The sequence below is a fragment of the Nocardia fusca NBRC 14340 genome (genome assembly GCF_001618425.1).
Classification (GTDB): Bacteria; Actinomycetota; Actinomycetes; order Mycobacteriales; family Mycobacteriaceae; genus Nocardia; species Nocardia fusca.
This window is the reverse complement of sequence record NZ_BDCU01000042.1, coordinates 25,417-49,812: the sequence shown is the minus strand read 5'-3', so window position 1 is coordinate 49,812 and position 24,396 is coordinate 25,417. Positions and strand designations below refer to the sequence as shown.

General features: G+C 64.7%; 21 protein-coding genes and 3 pseudogenes. 10 read left to right on the top strand and 14 right to left on the bottom strand.

Going from position 1 to position 24,396, the window contains the following annotated elements; all coding sequences use genetic code 11:
- Positions 1 to 76: 76 nt before the first annotated feature.
- Entirely contained in the window at positions 77 to 2,509 is a 2,433-nt protein-coding gene (locus tag NF4_RS27015) for a recombinase family protein (RefSeq protein WP_063130211.1), read from the top strand.
- A gap of 28 nt (positions 2,510 to 2,537) precedes the next feature.
- On the opposite strand, the gene NF4_RS27010 is transcribed toward NF4_RS27015, so the two are convergent.
- From NF4_RS27010 to NF4_RS26990, 5 genes are all read right to left on the bottom strand, one after another.
- Positions 2,538 to 3,818, bottom strand: coding sequence for a hypothetical protein (locus NF4_RS27010; protein ID WP_063130210.1), 1,281 nt, complete (start codon positions 3,816 to 3,818; stop codon positions 2,538 to 2,540).
- A gap of 156 nt (positions 3,819 to 3,974) precedes the next feature.
- Positions 3,975 to 4,310, bottom strand: coding sequence for a hypothetical protein (locus NF4_RS27005; protein ID WP_157120622.1), 336 nt, complete (start codon positions 4,308 to 4,310; stop codon positions 3,975 to 3,977).
- 20 nt (positions 4,311 to 4,330) lie between these two features.
- Positions 4,331 to 4,669, bottom strand: coding sequence for a hypothetical protein (locus NF4_RS27000; RefSeq protein ID WP_063130208.1), 339 nt, complete (start codon positions 4,667 to 4,669; stop codon positions 4,331 to 4,333).
- 44 nt (positions 4,670 to 4,713) lie between these two features.
- Positions 4,714 to 5,124: a toxin C-terminal domain-containing protein gene (locus tag NF4_RS26995; protein WP_063130207.1), complete on the bottom strand. Its 411-nt coding sequence runs from the start codon at positions 5,122 to 5,124 to the stop codon at positions 4,714 to 4,716.
- A gap of 165 nt (positions 5,125 to 5,289) precedes the next feature.
- Positions 5,290 to 5,676, bottom strand: a complete 387-nt coding sequence (locus NF4_RS26990) for a DUF4258 domain-containing protein (protein ID WP_063130206.1) — start codon at positions 5,674 to 5,676, stop codon at positions 5,290 to 5,292.
- A gap of 343 nt (positions 5,677 to 6,019) precedes the next feature.
- On the opposite strand from NF4_RS26990, the gene NF4_RS38825 reads away from it, so the two are divergent.
- Positions 6,020 to 6,295 carry a DUF2283 domain-containing protein gene (locus tag NF4_RS38825; RefSeq protein ID WP_063130205.1) on the top strand — a complete coding sequence of 92 codons (276 nt, stop codon included), beginning with the start codon at positions 6,020 to 6,022 and terminating at the stop codon, positions 6,293 to 6,295.
- A 265-nt stretch (positions 6,296 to 6,560) separates the two neighbouring features.
- Positions 6,561 to 6,859, top strand: a pseudogene (locus NF4_RS39515) (transposase); the annotation flags it as partial.
- 648 nt (positions 6,860 to 7,507) lie between these two features.
- Here NF4_RS39515 and NF4_RS26980 read toward each other — a convergent pair.
- Positions 7,508 to 7,804 carry a hypothetical protein gene (locus NF4_RS26980; protein WP_063130204.1) on the bottom strand — a complete coding sequence of 99 codons (297 nt, stop codon included), beginning with the start codon at positions 7,802 to 7,804 and terminating at the stop codon, positions 7,508 to 7,510.
- Between the two features lie 569 nt (positions 7,805 to 8,373).
- Between NF4_RS26980 and NF4_RS26975 the strand changes: the two genes are divergently transcribed.
- The 4 genes from NF4_RS26975 (at position 8,374) to NF4_RS26960 (ending at position 11,586) form a co-directional block, all read left to right on the top strand.
- Positions 8,374 to 8,736: a hypothetical protein gene (locus NF4_RS26975; protein WP_157120620.1), complete on the top strand. Its 363-nt coding sequence runs from the start codon at positions 8,374 to 8,376 to the stop codon at positions 8,734 to 8,736.
- Positions 8,733 to 9,401 (top strand): HEAT repeat domain-containing protein, encoded by a 669-nt coding sequence (locus NF4_RS26970; RefSeq protein WP_232330664.1) that lies wholly within the window; start codon positions 8,733 to 8,735, stop codon positions 9,399 to 9,401. The genes NF4_RS26975 and NF4_RS26970 overlap by 4 nt, the downstream gene beginning before the upstream one ends.
- Before the next feature lie 814 nt (positions 9,402 to 10,215).
- Complete coding sequence (locus tag NF4_RS26965) at positions 10,216 to 10,614, top strand: hypothetical protein (protein ID WP_157120618.1); 399 nt, start codon at positions 10,216 to 10,218, stop codon at positions 10,612 to 10,614.
- A 150-nt stretch (positions 10,615 to 10,764) separates the two neighbouring features.
- Positions 10,765 to 11,586, top strand: coding sequence for a hypothetical protein (locus NF4_RS26960; protein WP_157120617.1), 822 nt, complete (start codon positions 10,765 to 10,767; stop codon positions 11,584 to 11,586).
- A 989-nt stretch (positions 11,587 to 12,575) separates the two neighbouring features.
- On the opposite strand, the pseudogene NF4_RS26955 reads toward NF4_RS26960, so the two are convergent.
- Positions 12,576 to 13,015: pseudogene (locus tag NF4_RS26955) on the bottom strand (DUF1931 family protein).
- Between the two features lie 13 nt (positions 13,016 to 13,028).
- Positions 13,029 to 13,160, bottom strand: a pseudogene (locus tag NF4_RS39510) (NAD(P)/FAD-dependent oxidoreductase); the annotation flags it as partial.
- Between the two features lie 1,158 nt (positions 13,161 to 14,318).
- On the opposite strand from NF4_RS39510, the gene NF4_RS26950 reads away from it, so the two are divergent.
- From NF4_RS26950 to NF4_RS26940, 3 genes are all read left to right on the top strand, one after another.
- A complete protein-coding gene (locus NF4_RS26950; protein WP_063130199.1) occupies positions 14,319 to 14,924 on the top strand; it encodes a TetR/AcrR family transcriptional regulator in 606 nt (201 codons plus the stop codon).
- 77 nt (positions 14,925 to 15,001) lie between these two features.
- The gene (locus NF4_RS26945) at positions 15,002 to 15,895 is read left to right on the top strand and encodes an alpha/beta hydrolase (RefSeq protein ID WP_063130198.1); all 894 of its coding nucleotides are present in this window, start codon (positions 15,002 to 15,004) and stop codon (positions 15,893 to 15,895) included.
- A 472-nt stretch (positions 15,896 to 16,367) separates the two neighbouring features.
- The gene (locus tag NF4_RS26940; protein ID WP_063130197.1) at positions 16,368 to 16,913 is read left to right on the top strand and encodes a hypothetical protein; all 546 of its coding nucleotides are present in this window, start codon (positions 16,368 to 16,370) and stop codon (positions 16,911 to 16,913) included.
- Positions 16,914 to 17,267: 354 nt separating this feature from the next.
- On the opposite strand, the gene NF4_RS26935 is transcribed toward NF4_RS26940, so the two are convergent.
- From NF4_RS26935 to NF4_RS26910, 6 genes are all read right to left on the bottom strand, one after another.
- Positions 17,268 to 17,777 carry a glucose-6-phosphate dehydrogenase gene (locus NF4_RS26935; RefSeq protein WP_157120616.1) on the bottom strand — a complete coding sequence of 170 codons (510 nt, stop codon included), beginning with the start codon at positions 17,775 to 17,777 and terminating at the stop codon, positions 17,268 to 17,270.
- 731 nt (positions 17,778 to 18,508) lie between these two features.
- Complete coding sequence (locus NF4_RS26930) at positions 18,509 to 18,739, bottom strand: hypothetical protein (protein ID WP_063130195.1); 231 nt, start codon at positions 18,737 to 18,739, stop codon at positions 18,509 to 18,511.
- 746 nt (positions 18,740 to 19,485) lie between these two features.
- Positions 19,486 to 19,950, bottom strand: coding sequence for a RidA family protein (locus tag NF4_RS26925; RefSeq protein ID WP_063130194.1), 465 nt, complete (start codon positions 19,948 to 19,950; stop codon positions 19,486 to 19,488).
- Positions 19,951 to 19,975: 25 nt separating this feature from the next.
- Entirely contained in the window at positions 19,976 to 21,361 is a 1,386-nt protein-coding gene (locus tag NF4_RS26920) for an FAD-binding oxidoreductase (protein ID WP_157120615.1), read from the bottom strand.
- A gap of 4 nt (positions 21,362 to 21,365) precedes the next feature.
- A complete protein-coding gene (locus NF4_RS26915; protein WP_063130193.1) occupies positions 21,366 to 22,943 on the bottom strand; it encodes an N-acyl-D-amino-acid deacylase family protein in 1,578 nt (525 codons plus the stop codon).
- Between the two features lie 11 nt (positions 22,944 to 22,954).
- The gene (locus NF4_RS26910; protein WP_157120614.1) at positions 22,955 to 24,385 is read right to left on the bottom strand and encodes a Na+/H+ antiporter NhaC family protein; all 1,431 of its coding nucleotides are present in this window, start codon (positions 24,383 to 24,385) and stop codon (positions 22,955 to 22,957) included.
- Positions 24,386 to 24,396 lie beyond the last annotated feature (11 nt).

Here is a 24,396-nt window from a genome sequence, read left to right as displayed (position 1 = left end):
GGACCTGACCAGTTGTTTTGGGTGGAGCTAAGGGGGCTCGAAGCACTGACCCTCCCTCAGCAGTTCCAGTTATCTCATGATCACCGCTCCACAAACGTATTTCGATGTCGGACAGTCCCGTTCGGTGCCTTGGGACCGCCGGCCGGAGGCGTCCCGGCTACTGGCCGATCTGAAGCGGCCGGACCGTGGCTGGTCGGCCATCGTGGTCGGGGAGGGTACCCGGTGCTGGTTCGGCAACCAGTTCTCCCTGATCGCGCCCCGTGTCCACGCCTATGACGTCGAAGTGTGGGTTCCCGAGCTCGGCGGGATGTACAACGCTCGCAATGCCACGCACACGATGATGATGTCCATGCTCGGTGGGCTCAGCGAGTCCGAACGCCAGCATGTGCAGCAGCGCACCCGCGCCAGCATGGACGCCCAAGTTCTGAACGAGGGCCGGCATCAGGGCGGCCGCGCACCTTATGGGTATGTCGTCGTCGATGGGCCGCCGCATCCGAACCCGAACCGCGCCGCCGATGGTCTGTGTCTGCGCATTCTGTCCTTGGACGTGGAGGCGGCACCCGTAGTGCAGCGGGTATTCCGGGAGTACATCGAGGGCCAGGGCGACAAGGCGGTCGCCACGCGGCTAAACCGCGACGGCATTCCGTGCCCCAGCGCGCACCGCCCAGGCCAGGACCGGCACCGCTCCGGCGACGGGTGGCAGGCCTCCACTGTGGCCGCGATCCTGCAGAACCCTCGCTACACCGGATACGCGGTCTTCGGCCGCTGGGCCAAGAAAGAGGAACTGATCGACCCCGACGACGTCGCGGCCGGCTACGCCATCCGATTCGTCCGAACGACAGCCGATCGGGTGATCCGCTCGAAGAAACCCGCACACCCGCCCGTCGTGTCGGTCGAGACCTTCACCGAAGCCCACTTGATCCGGCGCAGCCGGGCCGGAGCCAGCAATCGTGATCGCGCACGGAACACCCGGTCCAGGATCACGACACGCCCTTACCTGCTGCGGGGGCTGATCACCTGCGATATCTGTGGCCGGGAAATGCAGGCCGGTGTCATCCGCAGCGGTGTTTACTACCGGTGCCACTCGAAAACCCTCGCGCCCGGCAGTCCCGTCTTGGCCGAGCATCCCAAGACCGTGAACCTGCGCGAACTGACTCTTGCCGACCCCTTGACCAGATGGCTTGCCGATCTGTTCAGCAAGCATCAGCGGACACAGACCCTGGAATTCCTGCTCGAAGCGTACAACGCCGACGACAGCGATATCCGGCGCAGCATCATCAAGGCACGGCTCGCGGATGCGAACCAGAAGCTGGAGCGGTACACCCGAGCGATCGAGGCCGGCATCGACCCCAGCAGCCTGGTCGCAGCGATGAACGCGGCACAGGCGGAGAGAGCTGCCGCTCAGGTCGAGCTGGACACCACACCGAGGCCGGTCCAGGTCACCGCGCGCGAACTCAGCGGGATCATCGATTCACACGGCGATATCCGCGCCCGACTCGATGCGGGCGACCCGATGGACAAGATGGAACTGTACAAAGCCCTGGAAGTACAGATTCGATACCAACCGATACAGCGCGGGTCTATCTCAGGAACGATGATCGCGAGAAATTCGACCGCGCTGCCGATCGGCCTCGCCTGCGCCGGCGTCGTGTTGCTGACGGCGTGTGGCGGGGGCTCGGGCCGGCTGGCGGAGGTGGTCGCGAGCCTGTTCGGACCGCGCGGCACCGCCGCCGCCGCGACTCGTTCGATCAACTGGCGCGATACCGACGCCGTCTTCGGCGTCTCGTTGCCGCTATTCGATACGGTTCGCAGGATCCTGGACTCGATCGACCGCCCATACGCACTCGGACTGGGTGAACTGTGCGTCGCGCACGGCTCGGACAAATGGGGCCTGCACCAGTACACGCAGCACTACGAAGGCCATTTCGAAGCGATCCGTGACCGACCGCTCACTGTGCTCGAGATCGGAGTCGGCGGCTACTCCGATCCCCGGCGCGGCGGCGAATCGTTGCGCATGTGGCGGGACTACTTCTGCCGGGCCACAGTGTTCGGCGTGGATATCGTCGACAAGACAGCGCTGTCCGGACAGCGGATGACCGTACTGCGCGGCGACCAGTCCGTACCTGCCGACCTCGCCGAAATCGTGCGGACCACGGGCCCGCTGGATATCGTCATCGATGATGGGAGCCATCTGGGCTCCCATATCATCACATCGTTCCAGGCGTTGTTCCCGGCTCTCCGCGACGGCGGCTGGTATGTGATCGAAGATCTGCAGACATCCTATTGGCCCGGCTTCGCCGAGAACTCCGGTGATCACACGAGGTCGTCGACGGCGATCGACTTCGTCAAAACGCTGATCGACGGTTTGAATTACGCCGAGACGGACAGCAGAACCGACAGCGAGACCGACGCACAGATCAAAGGGCTGCACTTTTACCACAACATGGTCTTCATCGAGAAGGGCGCCAACCGCGGTGCCGGCGCACCGCAGTGGATACGGAGGGCCTGAGCGAACCGCCGGCCCCGGCCACCGCCGGTCAGCGACTGTCCGGATTATATGGATAGTCTTGCACCCAGTGGAAGCCGCGCCCTTTCAGGGGCAGACCCGACGTGTCGGACTTCCGTAGCGCGATGGTTACCTCCTGTCCCTCCAGTACACCGGACATTCGGAGCCGGTCACCGTCCAAGAGGCCGAAAGCGAGTGTCGAACTCTGCCCGCTGTTTCCGTACCGCCGCAGGTCGATCGTGTGGGAATCCATATCCACCGCGGCCAGATAGATGCCGAACGCGTCATCCATCCGCTGGTATTTCATCTCACCGGCGTACTCGAAGAACACCCGCCGCCACAGCTTGTCCTCGGTGACCGACAACGGAACCATACGACCATCGGCGGAGAAACTCTCCACCTCCCACATGCCGTAAAGCGCGGGTTTGTCGCGGGTATCGCCGTGCGTATCGCGAGAATCGACACCGGATTGGACGATCGGAATCGCGATCCAGAGAGCCAGCGCGATCTGGGCGACCACGACGCAGGCATTCGCGCGCCTACTCCCGAAGATCGGCGCTCGGCGAACCGGTTCCACAACGCGTAGCGACAGCAGCACATCAGCCAGTCGACGCAGATCGGGAGCCAGAAGGAAGACGCCGATCGCCAGGAGGTGACAGGACATGATCTTGACCGGTACGTCGTAGGTCATGTTCAACACGAAGACCTGGGTCAGCGCCACAGAGCTCACGAGGGCTCCGAGTGCGGCCGTCGCGGGTACGAGCAGCAGGATTCCGCCGATCGTCTCGGTACAGCCGACCACCACTTCATAGGCGGGAGAGGCGCCGACCGATGACCAGAGCACCCCCATCGGGGTCAGTTCACCGAACGGTGTCATCAATGTGCTGAGCGGCGGTGACGGCATCTGCGCCAAAACGATCTTGGCCACCCCGTACAACAACAGTTGACCCGCCAGCGCGAATCGAAGAAGCAGCCGGAACCAGGTGAACAGCGCGGGGTGACTCGTCCGCCCTCGTGCCGATACCGACCAGATCACCGTCACCGCGGTGGCGATCATCATGAGCACGAAGACCAGGACCCAGTCCGAGCGCCGGTCGCTACTGGCGGTAGCGGCATGCACGAGCGGACCGGCGACACCGAACACGTCGGCGGCCACCCGATCGACGAGCGGGCGCAGGAATCGGGCACCGCTCAGATCCGAGGTGGGACCGGTGAGTACCCCACCGAACACCGTGATCACCTGAGTGCACAGGCAGTACAGGCCCAGATATACGAAGCAGAAGCGGAACACTACCCGGGTCGACGGGGCCACGCCTTTTCCTCTACAATTCCGGAGAATTCCTCGTGGCTCGTCCCTTTACGCATCGGTAGAACCACCGATGATCCTTTCGTTCGCTATCGGGACGGTGATCCCGAGCGATGTAGCGCAGCGGCCGCCGGCTCCACCCGAATCGGGAGCCCACCGCCGTCAGTCCGCGCCCGGCGCTTTGCCCGGGTCGCCCGATACGCTCGGACTGCCGTCGGAAGGCTGTGTCCAGCGCTCGAGTTCGTCCACGTAATCCGTCAACGTCATGCGATCGGCAGATGTCAGCTCTCTACCGTCGAGCACCTTTTGCAACACGTGGCGGTACAGTTCGACGGTGGCTCGGTCGTAGGAATAGAGGAAATCGCGCCGGGTATTCACACCTTCCGAGGAAGCCGCGATACCCTCACGCACCGCGAATTCAGCGATACGCACGACCTGCGATTCAATCAAGCCGTCCGGGAATATTAGCTGCCACCCATTCGACACGGGGTAACTCAATTCCCACCGCTCCTCACCTGTCAATCGAAGTCGAAGAAATCGCTATCGCTGTCATAGATTTCGCTGCGCGCGTATGCGACGCTCACCAGCCACTCGTCGAATCGTTCGATGCAGCCGCGAACCAGGTTCGAATCCTGTTCGTCCAGAGGACGACCGTCCAGCGCCTTCTGGACGGCGTCACGATGACGGGCAGCGGAGGCACGGTCCAGGACACCGGAGAACCAGTAGCGAGGATCCTGTCCGACCCGTACCGCAGCCGCACCCTCCGAGTCCACGATCCCTTCCGCGAGAGCGAATTCGGCGATCCTCGCCACCTGCTCTTCACTCAACCCGGGATCGAAGCGGATCTGCCACTGCACAACCGGGTCCGCATTCGACGTACCGCTGCCCGCATCGTCCAACGCTAGTCCCCGACCCGGTTGAGGTGCTCGTCGTAGGTACCCATTCTGGTTTCCTTCTTCCCGAGCTTGGCGGCCGCATCGGCTATCTTCCACCGACCGCCGTTGTGCCCGTCCACATCCTGTGTGATGTAGAGGTTTTTCTTCTTGTGCTTGAAGATGATACATCCGTGGCTACGGCCCACGAATGCCTCGTTGAAACCCAGGGCCTGTGCGGCAGCACGATCCTCTCCGTCGGAGAAGCGCTTTCCCCCGACAGTTTCGAAGTGCGGCTCGACGGGGCCGAATTCCAACCCGACAGTCGCCGGCGGCGTGGCCGGGATCGCCATCGGGACCTGCGCGCCGGCGACTCCAGCCAAAGGCAGCAGGGCGACGATCAGTGCGCCCGCAGCGAACGACCTATTGACAAAGTTCATGTTCTGATTCCTGACGTTTACGGCACCTGGGCGGCATTCGGTAGTCCCCGATATGGATCACCGAACGGTGCAAAAGTGATCAACGGAATGACCGGTCGATCCACCCCGTCGGCCGACACCGAGCGGGCCGCCACCAGCCGCGAGGTTCGGCTGTGTCCATTTCGATCAGAAGACCGTCACGATCTCGGCCGCGTCGTTGATGGCCACACAGGTGCCGCCCCAGCACACCTTCCACGTCCGGTGCTCCGGCTGCCATACGCCGTTGTTGTGGCTGGCGATGACCGACTCGACCTGATCCTTGCTGATCCGCCGCTCCGCCATCCGGTCCAGCGCGTGCTGGGTGTATCCGGCGATGTAGTTCGGCCTTCCCCGCACTGCCTGGAATCCGGTATCGCTCAGAGTGCTCGCCGTCGCCGCGGTGGCCACCACGGAAGTCGAGTTCGCACCGAGGACCGCGGGACTGTCCGCAACCGCGGCCGCGACCGGCGCCGCGGAGAGGAGAATTGCGGAGAACGCCAGCAGTTTCGCAGCGGCGCGGGTGAACGAGTTCATTTCTTTCCCTCCCAGTTGTCCACGCCGAGGTATGTACACCTCGCGCGTATTCCATGCGCCCCGATCCATTGCGGATCGCTTCGACGGACCTCTGAATCATGCACGCATCGTGCTCTGCACACATTGCTCGACAACAGTCTTGGCACCCACTTGGCAGAGGTGTGTCAGTGGCCCGGAAGTACGGACACAACCTCACTATCCGCGACTCCACCACCGAGAACGGGCTCTCGAGCCGGCTGGGCCGAAAGAGCATGTCCGTACTGGTTGCACAAGCGCAGCAGCCCTCGATAACCTATCGGTGACAAGAACCGCGAAGACCGGGGCCGACCAGGGGGATCGACCAGTGACCGAGCAACCGCAGCACTCGTACGTCAAGGAATTGACCTGGGACAGACAGGCCAACGCCGCCTATATCGCCATGGCATCCAGCGAGCCGGGGCCACGCCGGGCCGCATCGACGCTGCAGGTCGAGAACAAGGACGGCGAGACCGTGGCAACGCTGGATTTCGCGGCGGACGGCACACTGCTCGGGGTGGAACTACTGGACGCGGCCAAACAATTGACGGCCGCGATGAAGTCGTCGGCGGTCGACATCACGGACGGCCGCCCGACGTCTTGACCAGCGTGACCCTCCCGAGGGCGCGAATATCTCGGGGACGAGCGATTGCACAGGCGCCATCCGCAAACCAGGGCACCCGTGCGGTCGAATCCGTTCAGACCGCAGGACCGGTGTGCATGGTCAGCAGGTAACCGAGGTTTCATGTCGGCGTGCGATCCCGCCGACCGCAACGTCGGTCGTGAACACCAGGTCTGCCGTCCAGAGTGATGCGGCCCAACGCATAACGGGGTGTCTTACGTGGGTGTAATTCGTTGTCCGGCATGATGTGACCCGTGGTCGACAGGCTTCTGCCCAGAGACTGGTCCCGGATGTGTTGTGGGACATCGTGAAACCGTTGCTACCCGAGTTCAGCCCAGGCGGCATGGCGGCGGGACCGTTCCGGTTGGCGAGCGGGCAGTGTTCACCGCAGTGGTGTTCGTGTTGACCAGCGGGTGAGCGTGGCAGCACCTGCCGCCCTCGTTCGGGGTGAGCGTGCCGACCGCGCATCGCCGGTTCATGGTGTGGGCTGATTCCGGAGGCTTCGACGCACTGCACCGGGAGATCCTCGACCGGCTCGGAGCCGCGCCGGTTCGACCTGCCGGTCCGGGTCACGGCGGGCCCCGGCTGCATGTTGATGGGTGCGGGCGATCGTGGAATCTACACTCGCTGTCCATCGGATTCACCCGGCTCAGCAGCCAGGGGTGACTGATAGCTCAACGCTGGTCTTCACACCGTCGCCACGGTTCGGTACATGCACCCTTGCGGCGCCCACTACGACCGCAGGAGTCGTGCCCGATCCGGGGCCCTATGTAGACGAAAAAGGAACCGACCAGCCTCTTCTTGCTGGCCGGTTGATGATCGAAACCGACTTCGCCGTCTCTGGACCGGGCGGAGCGGCCATGCGACGGCAGTCAGCGACCGCGGACGTGTCACGCCTCTGGTCCATTGCTCGCGTTCTCCCGTGATCGGCCGGGCGGTCGAGAACATCGAACGGACTGTGTCCATCCACCTGCTCGCCCCACATACCAACATGCAGCGTCCGACACATCAGACCCAGTTTCTCCAGATCAGGAATACCGGACGGCGGCCTGGGCATGTCGCCTCGGGGTGCGCTGGTGGTGCCCAAGCAAGTCACCCAGCCTTGAGCTGCTGGATCGACGGGAACTCGTCGGCCACCGCGTTGATGCTCCTTCCCGTAGGTGTGGCCGCTGTCGGCGGCCGACTCTCTGCTGCTCACTCGTCTTGCGGCGTCCGCACCACGACGATGCCTGCAACGTTGCCAGGCATGTTCGACGCCAAAGCGTCCTCATCGAATTCCCCCGTCATGATCGCGAGGACGTAATCGGGCGGTGTGGATCGCAGAGGATCGAGCGTGTGCTCGAAATACCTCAGACCCCAGTGCCCGGTGTCGTCGGGAACGTCGCTAAAGACCGAACCAAGCAGTTCATGGTCGCCATAGTGCTCGCTTGCGACACTCGTTGATACTGAGGAGAACTGAGCGAGGCGAGCTCTCAGCACGGGGTCGATCATCGAACGGGTGACTGCCAGCGTTCCGTCCTGCCGAGTCTGTAGGAACTCCCGAAGGTCCGGTGAAAGCTGATTGTCGAGCGCGGGTATCAGCGGTACGCTAGCCGGGGTGCCCGTCCGGCGGATATGGGGGTCCGAGCTACTTCCCGTAACCGTTCCGGTAATTCCAGCCCCCGTTTGGAGCGCTTGGCCGTCGCGGCTGACACCCAAGGCCGCGCAGCGGCGCCAGTTTTGGCTTCTGCAAGTCGCTCGCTGCGGTGCTCGGTGAACAGGTCGATAAGGACTCGGGTGGGGTTACATCACTGCCGCGATCTCGCCTGGTGTCAAACCTTCGTTGCCGGGTCGCTGTGTCGGAAACGCTGCCAGGCACCGATGGCGCCTGAAGTGCGACAAGCGTCACCATAACTGGATCATGTTTGGGGGGAACCGAATCCGTGGCTGGTGCATCGAATACTGGTGAAGGGGAAGAGCTCCGGTCCTTTCGAGCCTGGGCCGAATCCACAGGGGATATGGCCCGAAGGGCTGCATCGAGTTTCGATGCTCGTCCGGAGCTGTAGAACGGGAGAAGCGAAATGTTCGGTAAGGGACTGGTTAGCGCAGCTGTCGTGGTCGGAATGGCGCTGATGGGGGTATCGGCGGGGTCGAGTGCTGTCGCCGCGGCGGCGCCGGGCTATACGGCGGTCGACACGCAGGTGCTCGCTGCTCCGTCGAAGGCGACGTGCGACAAGGCTGTCAAGCTGCTGACCCAGGTTGTGCGCTTGGCCGAAAAGTACAAGATCAAACTGTCGCCGAAGCGGAAGAGCGAGCTGCAGGCAAAGATCAACAACGGCACCATCACCTCAAACGACCTCCCGGGAAAGATCCAGTCGGAGTTCCCGGGCGAGTTCAAAGGTAAGACGCTCAACGACATCAAGAAGGAGTGTGGGATCAAGTGACCACAGAGGAAGGGCCGGAGGGTGAAAGTCCATGGTCGGAGGAGTTGACGGCCGAAGAGATGCGCGAAAGCCTCGTGGGTCTGTCGACGACTGAGCTCGCTGCCCGGTGGTCGGTCGGTGACGAGTACGACGACTACTACGAGGCAGTCGCCCGAGAGCTGTACGAACAGGGTGAACCGGGCGTCGAGGTGCTCACCCAGGAGCTGGCCGGTCGTCGAGTGCCGCAGCTACGCGCAGCGCTCACCGTCTTGGCAATGCACCAGGGCAGCGAACCGGCGTTCGTCGAGAAGGTCAAGCTGCTGGCAGGTGATTCCGAACCGGTGATAGCTGGGGACGCGATCAGGCTTCTCGGCTCACTCGGTGTCACAGAACTGGGAGAACGCATCCGCGGCTTGGGGGATCATCCGTCGCCGTTCGTGCGGGCCAGCGTGCTGGACTATCTGGCTCGGGCCGAGCCGGAGTTGGCGTATCCGGCGCTGGTGCAGGGCCTTCGCGACAGCGACTACGTCGTGCGTGAGACCGCCGTCGATGCGCTCGACGACCTCGACTCGACGGAAGCGATCCCCGCGATCGAGCCGCTGCTGGAAGACCCTCACGAGGATGTTCGCCAGGCCGCGCGGACTGCCGTGGACAACCTGCGCGAGCGTGCCGGCTCCACCGGCTGAAGCGCGGCACACGATTCGGGAGTGCGACGGAACGGAGGTGTCCTTTCTGTCGTGCTGACGAACTGTGATCCCGGACGTCGAGCTCGCGAGATGTGAGACACGAACGAATGCGGCCCCCGGAACACTGATTTCGGGGGCCGCATCCGGACATCATCGGCATTCAGGCTCTGCCCTGGTCACTCAACCGGAGAATCTCTGCGCCCAGGCGGGTGGATAAGCTCCGGACGGAGAATCTCAAAATGATGGAACCGAACGACAACTTGCTGTGTCGAAGCTTGTAACAGAACAGATTTCGATCAACGGCTCGCAAGTCGATGGACAGGCGGTGTAAGGCCGCCACTATACAGGGGAGGACTGACTCAAGTCCTGATGGATGTAGCGGCGGTGCAGGGCATCGCCGGGGCCCTACAACGGTCAGCAGGAGCGGTCAACGACGCAGCACTACGTGTCTCCGACGATTTGCGGGGGTTCGAGACCAGCGACACAGGTCGGGAATATCAGGCTACGGGCGAGCGACTGGGCCATGGCCTGCACGATCTTGGTCGCTTTCTCTTCTCCTGGGCCAACTGTGTACACGACTGCGGCTCAGCACTTCAGGCCAGCGCAGACAGCTGCGCCGGAGTCGATCAGTCGACCGCGACCAACCTCGGCGCTGTCGCAGGAGCGTTCGAGTGAGACCTCCCAATGCCGACAGCGTCGACACGATCCTGGATTCTGGCGCTGAAGGGCTGCGCTACTTCGAGGTCTTTCTCCCGCGGTATCGCGAATGGGCCGGCCAAGAACCTGCAGGGGGTGGCTACTACGCTCTGCTGCGTTGTATGACCAGCAGCGCGGCGCGGACTTGGAAGCCTTGAGCAGGATCGCTACCACGTTAGGAGAAGAGCTCGAAGGACGACTCGGCGATCAAGCCAGCGCCCAAACCGCCCGCTTCGGCGAGGTCCCGAACCACTGGAACGGCTCCCCCGCCGCCACCAGCGCCCAGCAGTTCTTCACCGACACCACAACCAGGCTCACCGCGGGCATAGACGCATTGCGCGCCGTGCACACCGCCGCCACCACCGCGATCGCACAGATCGATGCTGCAGTCCGGAACAAAGCCGACACCAGCAAGAACGAGTTCGACGCCACAGCAGCAGCAAACAAGACACCCGAGCAGATCGACTGGATTGTCGACCTGGCCCAAGGCCAAGGCGACACCGGCCAGTCCGTCTAGGACCGCCTGCGCACCGAGCTCCCCGACCACTATGTCGACGGCGCGAACCCGCAAACGACCTGCCGCACCTGGCTCGACCAGGTCTTCGTCGCCGAGATCGACGCGAAGATCGCCCAATTCACGACCTTGTGCTCGGATACCCACACCGCGGTGACCGCAGCCTACGAGCAACTACTCACCGCGCTGGACAGCATCGAACCCACACATTTCCTCTCACCCGGCGGAACGCCCTCAACCGACACCGACCTCACCTACACCGTCGGCCAGCAGAGCCACGTCCTCGACTCGCCCCAATCAACCACCCCACCGGAAGGCGTCGACCCCTCCACCTCCTCCAGCCTCGCATTGACTACCCCGGCACCGGTAAACACCAGCGAGGACACCTCGACCGAGGACGAGACCAGCGAGGACACCTCGACCGGGCCCGCAAGCGATCCCAGTTCATGGACGCCCGCCGATATCGCAAACATGGTGACCGCGATAAGCCAGATCACCGGCAGTATCCCCGACATGGTCACCGCTGTAAGCGACCTCGCAAGCAATGTCGATGAGATCGTTACGGCCGCCGGTAACGCCACCGCAGCCGTCATCGATGCCGCAGACAACCAGCCCAGCGCACTCCCTGTCGAAGAAACTGAAGAGACCGAGGACACCGACGGCACTACGGACGGCGGCGAAGAAGAAGCATCGAGCGAGGACTCGGACGAAGTCGGCTCCAACGACAGCGACAGTGAGGACTCCTCCGAAGAGACAAAGGATACCGAGAGCGCGGCCGTTGAGGTTGGCGTCGGCGAGTCTGCTACCGACAGCGAAGTACCGGCTTCCACTGCGGCGGCAAATGCAGGAGCCAGCCCAGCGACAACCACTTCGTACGGAAGCCTGCGCGGGATCACTCTGGCTGCGCCGGCCCGTGGCTCAGGGGACCGCGCGGTACCGCCCACTATCGGCGTTGCGCAGACACCAGGAAGCTAACGGGATGATGTGCCCCCGGTTCTACGGAGTCGGTGATGTGCCCCCGGTTCTACGAAGTCGGATTTGGGCTTATCGGCGACGACGAGCATCAGGATCACCCCTCCCTGCTACTGGTGACACCTATACGGTATCGGCCCGACCCGACAGGCTGCGGGACAATGATTGTGGCTCAGCATCTTTCGGACCAACAGCAAGGGCGGGCGCCACGCAGAGGGGCGGCCAGAGCATCTGGCACACCAGGTCAGCACGCCGGACGATATGGCGGTTCGGGTGCCGGCGCCCGAGCCGAGTATCCAGCTCGCAAGCTCCACGCCGGCATCGACTCCCCGATCCCGACGATGCCACCGGTTGATTCGTCGCCCCGCCCCCACTGGTCACGCTCTACATGCTGCCGCCCACCCGGCCTCCCGACGAAATAGCTCACAGTCGGCGAGGACGCCCGCACCTCGTCCCATGCGGGGCACGGATTCAGGCCTCCGGCAACGGCAGCGCCGCGATGTGGGTTGGCCGCCGCGAAAGGACACATACGCGAGTTGGTTCTCAGGACTGTCTCAGCTGAACCCGACTTGAACCCCCACACCGCTGACCTGCGCATATGGTTCGATCAATTGATGCTCACACCAAATAACAGCAGGTAGAAAGAGGGAGATATGTGTCCGGAGGGGGAATCGACCACTACGCCCACGCGCTCAACCACCGAAAACTCCTGGTTATCAACAAAGCGTAGCTCCCGGTCTGCCCCAACGCTCTAGCAGGAAAGCCGCATGTCGGTGCGCCCAGGGCATCGGTTCATCGGACACAGCGGCCTTCGCCAGTCGGCACCGGACGCGGCCGGCCTTGGTCGTGGCAGGCTGTGCGTGTGAACTCCCCCGGCCTGTCGAGCAGCCGGTGCCCCACACCGACCGCTCGGCCGTGTCAGGTGCGGAGGAACTGGTCTCAGCGTCGCGCCGAGCGGCGATCTACTGGCTCGACGGGCTGCGGGCGGGTGGTCAGAGCAGGAGATGGAAGATGTCGAAGGCGACCTTCCATTCGGCGGTCCCGGGGTTCTTTCGGTCCGGCTCGATCGTGACGAATGTGTGCGCCAGCGCCACGCTCAAGCCCCCGGCAATCAGCGGCAGTCGCTGCTCGGTCGCCTCGGAGAGGGTCATGTCCAACGGCGGCCGGGCCGTCAGTTGATCGAGCACGGACTGTAGTTCGATCTCCTGGTCCAGTTTCTCGAACCGGTGGATGCCCTCCTGCAGTCCCTTGGTGATCGGCAGGTCCCACGGTTCGATCACGTCCCTCAGATTTGCCTTTGCCGACGCTTGCCGATGAGTATCAGGTCGTAGATCTTGTCGTCGACGAAATCCGTATAGCGCTTCAGATCGTTCCGGTCGACGTGCAGGCTGGCCGCTGCCCGGAAGAATTGCTGGAATTTCACGGTACCCATTACTGGCATGTCGTCAGCTCCTGTCGAAGTATTCATGGATTTGGCGAACCGCCATCGCGCCTTCGCCGACAGCGGATGCGACCCGCTTCACGGAGCCGCTACGGACGTCGCCCGCGGCGAGCAGGCCGGGCAAGTCGAACTCGACTCGTTATGTGAGCTTCGACGGCTGCTGGCGTCGTCCCGTTCTACTCGACGCCAATGGTGCTGAATTCAGTGGGGATGACCTTGTTCTAGCTCTTTCGAACAAGGATGGCGGAGCTCATATCGATCGATTGAACGAGAGACCTACGCGCTGGTGCACTCGAACAGCGCCGGGTTTGTACGCTTGGCAACGAAGACGCTGCGGGTGAACCGATTGCCGACACCGATCTACGCATCGGTAACACGCAGTGCGCAAGGCCCGCCGAACAGGTGGGCAGCGTAGAACAGATGATCGCCCGCATCGGAATCACCGCAGCGGCGTCATAGGGTGCCGGCAGATGTTGTGATCATGATGTGGACCCTTGCCTCCGCCCGGACAGCCCTCGATGGCCGATGGCAACGGCTCAGGTCGAGTCGGCGAAATGGATGTGCCTGCCTTAGATGGCCGATTGCCGGATGTGCCGAGCCACAGCTCGCTGCCGACCAGATCCTCGGCACTTCGGAACCCGAGCACGCGACTGACAATCTGCAGGTCGTGCAGTGTCAGCCCGGTCGCCGTGCCGACGGGACGTGTGCGTCCGCCACCTCGCCGCCCCGGGCTGGGTCGTCTGCTCATTGCGCACTCGCCCCTCCCTGCAGCGCAACTCTGCCGCTGAAGAATTCCACCTCGTCACACATGACCCCGCCTTCAATTACATGTCGCCTTGTAATGGAAGGTAACCCATCGGCGATGTGACGTCAACCACAGCTGAATCGGTGGTACACCAGGCCCACCACATCGGTCGCGGACCGCACTGCGCGCTGCACGAAGCGCGCCCCGACCGTCGGCCGGACTATCGAGGCCACGGTCCGTCGAAGGAACAGCTGAACGCAGCACTCACTGCCACCGCACCGAACGAACTCGTCACCGACTTCTACTACAAGGCGATCCCGACGGGACCCACACCGCCGGCATCGGTATCTGCTTCAACGGTGCCCGCGCCGACGCCGAACGCGCACTCGAGCCGCTCACCGGACTCGGCCTGTTGCCGGATAATCCGACCCCGAACACGATGACACCCACAAAGTCTGGACTCGAGAGCTCAGCAAGAGTCCGCGATCACTGGCGATGGATTCCTGCTACGCCAGCTCTCCGATGATGCACTCTCGGTACGGTGAACACATGCCGGATATCTCCGCCGTGCCTCGCACCGGCCGCCCCCGCGACACTCGAGTGGACACGGCGCTACTCGAAGCCGCGGCTCAACTGATCGCCGAACGCGGCTACGGCGCGCTCACCTTCCAAGCTGTCGCCGATGCGGCGGGAACCAGCAGACCCGCACTGTATCGCCGGTACAGCTGCCGCGCCGACCTCGTCGTCTCCATGCTGATCGACCGGTACGGCCTACAGCCCGGCGCCGAGGATCTGGGCGACATCGAAGCCGAACTCCTCGCAATCCAACAACACCAACGCGAGCTGTTCAACGACCCGGTACTGCGCCGAGCCGTGCCCGGACTACTGGAGGAACTCGGTCGCACACCGGAGGTCGCACACCGGTTCCAAGAACAGTTCCTCCGACCGCGCCGCCGCTCCACAGCAACAATTCTCGAACGCGCTGTCGCCCGGGGCGAGATCACTGTCGAAGTCGACCCCGAATGGCTGTGCGACCTCATCACCGGGCCGATGCTCATGCGCGCACTGATACCCGAACTCGGGCCCATCGACGAGACGTTCGTTCAGTACACAGTGCGCTCCGCGCTCGACGCAGTGGGCCTGACCGAGCACTGACAACTCTATGGTTGACGTCACAAATACCCGCGCGGTATATTCCATTACGGATCGGTACGTAATGGAAGGCGTGGTCCATGCGTGAAGACGTGGAGTTCCTCAGCGGCGGAGTCACCCTGCGCGGGTGGCTGTATCGGCCGGAACAGCACGTCGGCTCCGTGCCCCTGGTCGTGATGACGCACGGATTCGCCGGCGTGAAGGAATGGGTCGCACCGTTCGCCGAAGTATTCAGCGCCGCCGGCCTCGCCTGCCTGGTCTACGACCACCCCGGATTCGGCACCTCCGACGGCGCCCCGCGTTTCGAGGTGGATCCGGCCGCGCAGATCGAGGGCTACCGCGACGCGGTCACCTACGCACAGACACTCGACGGAATCGACACCGACCGGATCGGTATCTGGGGCACCAGTTACGCGGGCGCCCACGTCCTGGTGGTCGCGGCCACCGACCGCCGCGTCCGCGCCGTCGTCTCTCAGGTCCCACTGACCAACGGCTGGGCGACCTTCGGCCGCCTCGTACCCTCGATCATGCTGCCGACCGTGCACCAGGCGATCGCCGCGGATCGGTCGGCCCGCGCCGCGGGCGAACCGCACCAGACGATCAAGGCCGCCTCCGACGACCCCACCGAACTGGTCGCGATGCCGGGCGCCGAGGTCTACGAATGGCTGATGGCCAACGGTCCGCAGGTGCCGACCTGGCGCAACGAGGTGACACTCTCCAGCGTGGACAAATTCCAGGGCTACGCACCGGAGGCTTTCGTGCGCCGCGTCTCCCCGACCCCGCTGCTGATGGTAATCGCCGAAGGAGACACCCTCACGCCCAGCGATATCGCACTACAGAGCTACTCCGACGCCCTGGAGCCCAAACAGCTCGAGCTGGTCCCCGGCGGTCACTTCTCGGTGTACGGCGACCGGTTCGACCAGGCATCCTCTTCCGCGCGGGACTTCCTACTGGCGAAACTCACCGATCGGTGACGAACCGGATTGCCCGGCAATCGGCCGAGATCACTCCACGGCCCGTTCATACGCCACCGTGAGCCGCCGACCGGGCGAGATGATGTCATCGAACAGATCACAGCGCCGATCGAAAACGGCGGGCAGGCCGCAGCCGGACAACAACAGTCACCGAGTAGGAACCGGGTCACTCACAAGCGCGTGCGCGATATCGTTCCCCATCCTCGAGGGCACTCGGAGCGCACTGAAGCCGGTAGCCGCCGATTGCAGCGGACGCCCGATCGTCGCAACATTCGGTTGACGGCCGGGAGATCACACTCCTACGATACGTTACAACATGTAATTATTCTGGAGGTGTAATGCAATCCGCAACGGCGGCAATCTCCGAATACGGTCACGAATCGCCTGGGGATTCTGTGCCGCTGCGACGTCGCACGACCGAGCACATCGGCACCCAGCAGCGAAGACTCCCCGCAGCCCCTTCGGTGAACGAATGAACTCGCTCGCATTGAAAGTCGGCGACAACGGGATTGCGGTTGCCCGCATCACCGACAACGACCTCCCCGGACTTGTGGTGCGCGTGCCCATACCGCCCCTCGACGGGTGGATCGTGTGCCGCAACCTGCTGCTCGATATCGCGGGCGACGACGAGATAACAACAATCGGTATCGCCTGCCCGGATCCGGGCAGCAGCACGCTCGACACCCCCACACCGGGCTCGAGCGAGCAGTGGCCGGCGGGTAGCCACCTGAAGAACGCGGTGCAGCGCACTTTTCCGGCCGCAGCCATCTATCTGGCGCCATATCGCACGTGTATTTCGCTCGCCGAATCCCACAACGGCGGACTGCCTTCAGAGGAGCCTGCGCTGGCTGGGGCCGGAATTCTCGCGCTGCTCGCATACAAGCGCCGGCTCGTCGGTATCCTCCGGCGCTTGGAAGCCGACGCAGCAGCCGACGCTCTGGAAGGATCACAAACCTCACCCCGAGCCTGCCTCCATCAAACCATTCGATGGCGTTATCAAGACCCGGGATACAGGTAGCCAGGCCACCGGCCATCGGCCATCGGCCGACTGTCCACACGATTCGAGCAGATGCCCGCCGCGAGGGTCGCCAAGTGGAAACCGCGATGTGGGATCGGCCCGATCCGGATACGAACCGCCATGCCCACTCCAGCGGGACCCGCGGAGCTGACCGTCGTGCGGAATCGGACGATCCGACCGACCGATCCGGAAACCCGGGGCGCCGAGGTTCGGGTGTCCCGCACGCACCGGGTCGTCGATGCCCGGTCCTGCACCAATCGGACGGACACTATCGGAGACGGCGCCGCTCCTCTTCGCGATGTTCCTCCTCCTTCTCGATCTCTTCCTCACGGGCTGTCTTGTCACTCATGGTTGTCACCTCCTTCCGGTGGGGTCCAGACGCATCACCGGGTCGGTATCGAGCATCCGGCGCAGTACGGCATCGAGCGGCGGCGGAAATACGAGATCGTGGCCCAGCCGACTGTCCACCGCCGCGATCGACGCGGTCAGCGGTGAAGCGGCGACGCGGCCGACGATCGTGTCGAACAACCGGGGCGGCGTCGCCAGGTAGTAGAGGGCCCGCCGCCGGATCCCCGGCGGCACCCGGCGGGTCGATCGTTTCTGGACCGGCTCGCCGAGTTCGGCGGCATAGAGCAGTCCATCGGGGGTGACCAGTACATGTTCGGCGATGACCGCCAGGTGTTCCGGGGATTCGCTGCTGCCCCACTCAGTCGCCGCGAGCCGGATGTGTCGCAGGCGCCAACCGCCGTCATCGGCGAGCAACTCCTCGACGGCGTCCCGGTGCATCCACGAAAAGGGTCCGGCGCCGGATCCGAAACATTGCCACAGCGCTTCGTCGACGACCGGGAACATTCGCTGATTCATCGTGCACTCCTCGACTGTGCCCTGTTCTCGGACGAGCTGTCCGTCGTCCGGCTCGACTTCGCATCGAAATCACCTCGGCGGAGCGGCCGGGGTCCATCATCGCGTCCTCGACGCCGCGAACGGCCGGTGCCCGGACGACAGTGCCTGCGCCACATTCGGTCCATCCCAAGTGGTCCCCCGCGGTTCGGCATGCTCGCGGGTCCGTGTTCCGCTCCCGGCCGAGCCAATCGGGCCCGCGTGATAGGTCCGGATACGCTCGGGGGCGCCGTCCACGCCGGTTACTGTCACCCATTGCCGGTTGCTCAGGATCCCCGACGCCCCGTGCCCGAGAATCGCAGCACATCTCACGGATGCGTGAAATGCGTCGAGCAGCCGCGTTGTCGAAGTCAAGTGAGATTTGTAGGCAGCCGGCGACCCGCGGCCACCAGCCGCACTCACAGCTACGAAGCCGAATCAACGGCGCAAGCACCTGCGATCTTCCTCGGAGGAATGCTGCGTCCGCCGATCTCGGACGATCTCGGAGCTTTCCTCTTCTAGAGTTCTACCCTCCCTGTCCCGGCGCCACATCCACCCGCGCGGAAACTTGTCCGTTCCGACGCCCACCCTGTAATAGTGCGCGATCTCGTTGTCCCCCGGTGACCCGATCGGCGATCGCTCACCCCCCACGATCGTTATCAGCGCTCCGGTTGCGGCACGGACTCACAAGTCTCCCCCGCCGGCGACAGCGCGGATCAGATCCGGAGGTAGTTCTCGATGTCCTCGTCGAAGCTGGTCAGCGGCTGCTCGGTCAGGGTGGGGCGGGTATCGGTGATCGCGGCCAGAAAGTCGTCGGTGCCGGCAGGGACACCGGTGCGGTGCGTTATCTCGTGTTCGAAGGCACGCCGTGAAACCTTGCGGGCGGCGTACTCGATATCAGCGGGTGTGAACATCTCACCGACGGCGACCAGCGCATCGAAATCCACGTTCTCGGCACAAGACCCGATGTAGAGCCGCCAGATCGCCTCCCTCGCGGCACTGTCGGGCGGGCCGACCGGGATGAGATCCAGGCACCTCCGTCCGGCCGGAATTCTCCCCCATAATCCGCGCACGGTGCCGACCGGCCACCGCGCACGCCGGCGTCGTACGCATCGGCAGCTCATTCGGCGCCGCTCGACACGGCGATCGGCCGGTGTGTCGACGTTCGCGGTCGGATTCCGTCTCGTGGCAATGCTCCACCATGCGTGACCCGCCGTATCCCCGATAGTGTGACTCCTCACTCCGAGGTGGCAGACGATCTGCGTACAGCAATACGAGATTGGTGAGCATTGAGTATCGAAAGCACTTCACGATCAGCTGGCATGCCGCCGGACTTCGCCGGACGGCGACTCCCCCTCTACACCGCCGAGTACGCGACGGACCCGCATCGCGATATGCTCCGCCGGTTCGGTTCCCTGGCCCCCGTGGAGCTGGCTCCCGGAATTTCCGCGACCCTGGTCATCGGCTACCACACTGCATTACGGATCCTGAACGACCCGGATCGCTTCACCTCCGACCCGCGGGCTTGGGAGCAGAACATTCCCGCCGATTGCCCGATCCGCCCGATGATGGAGTGGTATCCAAATCCACTACACAGCGGAGGTAGCGAGGGCGGATCGGGCGGCGACCGCCGCGGCGGTCGGAGCAGCGACGCGTCCGATGCCGATCGGAACGGAGGGCAGTGCGGCCGCGATCACACCTCGAACACGAACTCGACCTCCACTGCGGAACCACGCGGCAGCTCGGCCAGGCCGACGGCCGACCGCGCATGCCTGCCCACCTCGCCGAATACCTCGCCGAGGAACTTCGACGAGCCATCGATCACCTGCGGCTGCTGAATGAACCCCGCCGCGGAGGAGACGAATCCGACCACCTTGACAACACGGACGACGGTGTCGAGGCCGACGAGGGCGTGGACGGCGGCCAAACCGTTCAGCGTGCAGAGCCGGGCGGCGTCCGCCCCCTGCTCGACGGTGACGGTCTCCCCCAGTTTGCCGACGGTGGTGCAGCAGACCCCGTCGACGAGGGGAAGCTGCCCGGAGGTGTACACGAGGTTTCCGGTGCGCACCGCGGGCAGGTACGCGGCGGCCGGTGTGGGCACGGTCGGCAGGGCGATGCCGAGCTCACGCAGCCGTTCAGTCCAGGTGGTGGCTGTCATGTGGTCGAGAGACCTTTCGCGTTCGTCAGAGCTGTGGGTTCGCGGGAAGGATTGCGGGATTGAGGATTCCGGCGGGGTCGAGGGCGGATCGGATCGCACGCATCAGCTGGAGGTCCACTGGGGTGCGGCCGAGTCCGATCCACGGCGCCTTCGCACGTCCGACCCCGTGCTCGGCGCTGATACTGCCGTCGTGCCGGGCGACGAGGCGCAGCACCATATCGGTCACGGCTTCACGCTGATCGTCCGCGACGTCGAGGAGATTCACGTGGATGTTGCCGTCACCGATGTGCCCGAAGCAGATCGCCCGCACTCCGGGGAAAGCGTCGCTCATCCGGACCGTCAGTTCCGCGAGGAAGCTTTCGATCTCGCGCAGCGGCGTGGCGAGATCGAGTTTGACCGGCGGCGTCGTCGAGACCGCGCTGACCGCCTCGGTGTGGCTCTCCCGGTAGTTCCACAGTCTGTGCGCCGGGCCGTCCTCGATCGACGCGTCGACGATCACCGACTCGCCTGCGGTCAGCGCGTCGAGCAGCAACTGCTGTGCGTCCGCCTGACCCGACACCTCGACCAGCAAGGCGAACGGGGTGTCCTCCGCGAACGGCGCCCGGAGCGATTTGTGCTGCTGGACCAGTTCGATTCCCGACCTCGTCATCAGCTCGGCGGCCTCGAGGGTCAGACCGGAACGCTGCAGAGTGTTCAGGAACCCCAGTGCGCCCCCCACCGATTCCACACCGACAAGTGCGACCTTGGTGGCTCGCGGGGAGACCACCAGCTTCATCCGGACGCGGGTGATCACCGCGAGGGTGCCTTCGGCGCCGGTGAGCAGGCCGGGCAGATCGTAGCCGACGTTGTCCTTGGTGAGTTCTTTCCACCGGGTGAAGACGGTGCCGTCCGCGAGGACGGCCTCGACACCGAGCAGCTGCGCTCTGGTGTTGCCGTTCTTGATCATCCGGATGCCGCCGGCATTGGTGGAGACGATGCCGCCCATCGTCGCCGAATCGCGCGACGCCAGGTCGATGCCGAAGTCGAGACCGTGGTGGCGGGCCGCGCGCTGTGCCTCCGCGACGGTGACACCCGCGCCCGCGTCGATCGTCCGGCCCACCGGATCGACCCGGTCGATCCGGTTGAGCCGCACCGTGCTGAGCACGATCTCGCCGTGCATCGGGACGGAACCGCCGACGAGGCCGGTGTTGCCGCCCTGCGGAACGACCGCCATCCCCGCACGGTGACACGCCGCGAGTACCGCGGCCACCTCGCCGGTGTTCGCCGGCCGCACGACGGCGGCGGTGTACCCGGTCCAGCGCCGGGTCCAGTCCGTGACGAAACCCGAGATCAGCTCCTGCTCGGTCAATACGTGAGCCGCACCCACGATTTCGGTCAACTCAGCTGTGAGCGACCGGGTTTCCACCGTCATTCTCCTACTTCCTTCTACGGACAAGTTGTCCCGCGCGGGCGCCGGTCACCGTGCCGTCAGCCACCGCGACTACACCGTTGACCAGCACCGACCGCACACCGCGCGCCAACTGCCAGGGATGTTCGAACGTCGACGTGTCCTCGACCTCGTCCGGATCGAACACCACCACGTCGGCCGCGTAGCCGGGAGCCAGCGTTCCGCGGTCGGCGACGTCGATTCGCGCCGCGGGCAGTGTCGTCATCTTCCGGACGGCCTCCTCGAGCGGCAATACCTTCTCTTCCCGCACGTACCGCCCCAGGACGCGGGCGAAGGTGCCGAAACTACGCGGGTGCGGACACCCCGGGCCGGTGGCGGTGAGCACCCAGCCGTCACTGGCCACCGACACCCACGGATGCTCCAGGACCGCCCGCACATCCGCTTCCTTCATCGCATGGTTCACGATGGGCGCCGAACCATGGTGTGCGGCCAGGATGTCGAGAGCCGCCTCGGCAGCATCGGTGCCGCGTTCGGCGCCGATCGCCGAGATCGACATGCCCACGTACTGCTGGAAGTCGCCGGGCGGGAGGTCGGCGATCACCACGCCGTCCGGGTCGATGTCGCGGCCGAACCGGCTCCGCAGCTCGGCTGCGATCTCCCGGCGCTGCTCCGGTACCGCGAGCCGCGCGAGCAGGGCCTCCCGGCCTCCGTCGACGGCCCACTTCGCGAGGCGCGACGACAGATCCGTGCTCGACGCCGTGTACGGGTACACGTCGGCGGTGACGTCGACACCGCGTTCCCGCGCGGAGTCGATCAGGTCGAGTGCTGTCCGGACCGACCCCCAGTTCTCCGGACCCATCGCCTTCAGATGCGAAACCTCCACGCGCGCACCGGCGGACTCCGCGACGGCGATGGCTTCCGTCACCGCGGCGATCAACTCGGATGCTTCGTTGCGCACGTGTGTCGAGTACAATAGCCCGACCTCGGCCGCGACACCGACGAGGGTGCGCAACTCATCCGTTTCCGCGAACAGTCCGGGAATGTAGATCAAACCCGTCGAGAACCCGACCACCCCGGGGGCAGTGGCCGCGTCCCGGACGATATCGCACATCGCAGCCAGCTCATCCGTCGTCGGAGGGCGGTCGGCCTCGCCAATGACGGTGTTCCGGAGGGCATTGTGCCCGATTTGCAGGCCCACGTTCACCGCCGGCGCGCACGCCGTGACCACCGCGCCGAACTCCCGCGCATCGGTCCAATCCCAGGTGAGTTCGGCCTTCCCGAAAACTCCGGCGCCGGGCGGCGCGCCACGATGCCGATTCGGGAAAGGAGAGTGACCGCAGTTCCCGGTGATCAGCGTCGTCACTCCCTGGACGAGCTGGGTCTCGGCGGCCGGGTGGCCGGGAAGGGTGAAGTCGGCGTGCGAGTGCAGGTCGATGAATCCCGGTGCGACCACCGCGCCGGTAGCGTCGATCGCCGTGTCCGCGCGGTACGGCCCGTCACCGATCTCCACGATGCGACCGTCGCTGACGGCCATGTCGGCGCGGCGAGCTACCGCACCGGTCCCATCGACGACCAACCCTCCGGAGATGACGATGTCGTAGCTCAAGATGTTGTCTCCTAACGGGTTTCGATGTACATGATCGCGACGTACATGACCGTCGCCGGTATCAGCAGGCACCACCCGGTGATCAGCATGTTCTTCAAGCTGGTCGACCGGGCGAGGCCGAGCGCACCGAACTGGTTGGCGTTCGGGAACGGGCCGTACGTGTCCGCCTTCGACGCGAACAGCAGCACGATCACCCAGGTGCCCACGCCGACACCGACGGTGCTCGCCAGCTCCCCGAACAGGTTGTCGAGCAGGACCACCTGCGCGGCGGTGGCGCCGGGCACCCCCACCCATCCCAGCAGTGCGATCGCGACCGCGAAGGGGAACGGTCCCAGATTCTGCAAGCCGCTGCCGTAGGACTCGAGCACGACAGTGAACGGGTCGATGAGATTCACCGCGTTGAACAACACCGCGAGCAGCCAGAACAGCAGGAAGATACTGATCAGCGACGCGGCACCGGCATAAACCCGATCGGCGATCTGTCTCGGCGACAAACCACCCGCCAGGCCGGTAGCCATCGCCAGGACCGGCAGGGCGAGCAGCGGGAAAGCGGTGCCCGCCGAGGTCACGGTCGCGTAGACGACACTCGCCAGCAGTGCGACGACGAACACAGCCGTCGCACGGGACACATGCGGATTGGCCACCTCGGTCTCCGACTCGAGTTCCGACTCGTCGTAGAAGTCGTCCTCGTGCTCGGTTCGACGCTGCATCCACGGCACGATCACCAGGCCCAGGACCAGCGACAGCAACGCCAGTGGCCCGGCTCCGTAGAGCACGAACTGCAGGTACCCGACCTCGGCGGCGTCCATGATCGCGACGTTGGAGCCTGCGAACGGAGCGAGCGCGAGACCCGCACAACCGCCGATGAAGATGGTCGATGCGGTCGCGCTGCGCGTGAACCCCATCTTGGCCGCGATCGGCAGCAGGAGCGGCACGGCGATGGCGAGGGCGCCGGCGAGCGTGCCGAGTGCGGCGACCAGGATCAGGCAGGACATCATCATGCCGAGGGCGACCGCGGTGCGGCTCCTGTCCCCGGCGACGCGCATCACCGCGCGCACGATCTGGGTGGCCACACCGGTGGCACGCAACACCTCCGCGAGACCGGCGCCCAACATGATGATCAGGCCGATCATCGTGATCTGGTCGCCGACCGATTCGCCGAGCAGAGCGGCCGCCGCGGTCGGCGCCGGCATCAGGATCAGCAGTGCCGACGCGATCGCGACGACCGTCGCGATCATGATGTCCATACCGAGCAGCGCCAGCACCGCGTACAGGGCGATCGGCAGCAGCCCCCACATGGTGGCGCCGTCGACAACCACGCCGACGACGATCGACAGCAGCAGACCCACCAGCGCAAGGCCGGTGGCGACGGGGGATGTCCGCGGTGGTGGCGCCGCCGCGGGCGGCTTCGCCGCTACTGCGGTGTTCGTGTCGTATGCCATGGGAAGTCCTC